Annotated in this window: 1 protein-coding gene; it reads left to right on the forward strand. The window is 56.9% G+C overall.

Features of this window, described 5'->3' with window-relative positions; translation table 11 throughout:
* Positions 1-645: ATP-binding cassette domain-containing protein (locus ACTHUR_RS15130; RefSeq protein WP_440399441.1), on the forward strand; the 645-nt coding region annotated here is incomplete at both ends.

A 645-nucleotide genomic window follows, 5' to 3' on the forward strand; every position in this document is an offset into this window, starting at 1 on the left:
CGCCAGACTCTACCAGATGGGCGCTAAAGGCGCGGCGGCGGTGGAAGAGGCCCTGCAACAGTTTGATTTGGCGGACGTTGCCGACACCGCGCCCGCATCGCTGCCGCTGGGCATCCGCCAACGCCTGCAACTTGCCGCCGCCTGCTTGCATCACCCTGAAGTATTGATTCTGGACGAACCGACTTCGGGGGTCGATCCCGCCGCGCGCGATATGTTCTGGCGGCATCTTCTGAAACTCTCCCGCGAAGACAAAATCACCATTTTCGTTTCGACCCACTTTATGAACGAAGCCGCCCGCTGCGACCGCATTTCCTTTATGCACAAAGGCCGCGTGCTGGCGGTGGGCACGCCCGCCGAACTGGCGGCAAGGCAGAATGCGCCGGATTTGGAAGAAGCGTTTGTGCAGTATCTGATTGAGGCGGAATCGGATAATGGGCATTCCCAACAAGGTAGGTTGGGTCAAGACCCAACAATGCTTTCGGATTCGACAAGGTGGGTCTCGACCCAACCTACGGCTAAGGCGGCTGATTTTTCAGACGACCAGTATGAACAGAACGCAAAGTCGTCTGAAAGTGAGCAAAGCGAGTTTCGTCAAAATACAGATGGTGTGCATTTCGAACGGGGTAGGTTGGGTCAAGACCGAAC

Source organism: Neisseria sp. P0021.S007 (assembly GCF_051956855.1).